1 protein-coding gene is annotated in these 1,231 nt (G+C 53.7%); it reads right to left on the reverse strand.

The genetic code is table 11. The features are described from left to right. Nucleotides 1-18 precede the first annotated feature (18 nt). Nucleotides 19-1,169, reverse strand: a protein-coding gene (locus AACY31_RS28735) for an IS3 family transposase (protein ID WP_143508439.1) whose coding sequence is annotated in 2 segments (ribosomal slippage) — nt 19-935 and nt 935-1,169 — 1,152 coding nt in all. Because the reading frame shifts where the segments join, the coding sequence is not laid out codon by codon here. Between the last annotated feature and the right edge of the window lie 62 nt (nt 1,170-1,231).

Raw genomic sequence — 1,231 nt, forward strand, 5'->3', positions numbered from 1 at the left:
TGAATCGCCCCGGATTCTTTAGACACCTTGCAAACTCATTGCGTAACGTTTTTCAAACTCTACCGGTGACAGCTGATTGTTGAAACCATGGCGGCGTTTTGCGTTGTAGAACATCTCGATGTAATCGAACACATCACTCCGAGCATCTTCCCGCGTGATGTAGATTTTTCGCTTGATCCGTTCCCGTTTCAGAAGCTGGAAAAAGCTCTCGGCCACGGCGTTGTCATGACAATTGCCTCGGCGGCTCATGCTGGCGACCAAATTGTTTGCCTTCAAAAAGCTGCGCCAATCGGAGCTGCTGTACTGGCTGCCCTGGTCAGAGTGAACCATCACCTCCTGTTTCGGTTTTCGCCTCCAAACCGCCATCAATAACGCATCAATGGCCAAATCACTGGTCATCTGCGACTTCATTGACCAGCCAACGACCTGACGGGAAAACAGATCCAGCACCACCGCCAAATACAGCCAGCCTTCATACGTACGAATATAGGTGATGTCGGTGACCCAAACCTTGTTGGGTTCCCCGACATCGAACTGGCGCTTCAGCAAATTGGGTGAGGCGACCGCTGGCTTACCGCCGTACTTTCCAGGGCGACGTCGATACCCTGTCTGAGAGCGTAGACCTTCAAGACGCATCAACCTCGCCACACGATGCCGACCACAATCTTCACCGACCTCGCGCAGGTCGTCATGGATTTTGCGATAGCCATAAACTCCGCCGCTCTCCAGCCACGAGTGCTTGATCAAACCCAGCAATCGCTGGTCGTCTTTAGCGCGTGCAGATTGCGGCTCAGACAACCAAGCGTAATAACCACTGGGATGGACTTTCAGCGTCAGGCAAAGCCGTCGAATGGAATAGTCGCCCGCGCGCTGCTTGATAAAGGCGTACTTCAGCCGCACTCCTTGGCAAAGTACGCGGCGGCCTTTTTTAAGATGTCTCGCTCTTCAGTGACCCGCTTGAGTTCCGCTCGCAGACGACGCAGTTCAGCGTGCTGATCATCGTCTTGCTGCCGTTCTGCCTGAGGTTTGCTGTAGCGCTTTATCCAGGCATAGAGGCTATGCGTCGACACGCCAAGACGCGCCGCTACGTCAGCGACGGGAAGCTTCTTTTCGGTCACTTGATTGACCGCTTGGATTTTGAATTCTTCGGGATAACGTGGGTTGCTCATGGCACCTCCTGATTGGCCTCAGTTTAAGGCATGGAGGTGTCTACGAAACCCGGGGCGATTCA

This window comes from Pseudomonas sp. RL_105y_Pfl2_101, from assembly GCF_963970585.1.
GTDB lineage: Bacteria > Pseudomonadota > Gammaproteobacteria > Pseudomonadales > Pseudomonadaceae > Aquipseudomonas.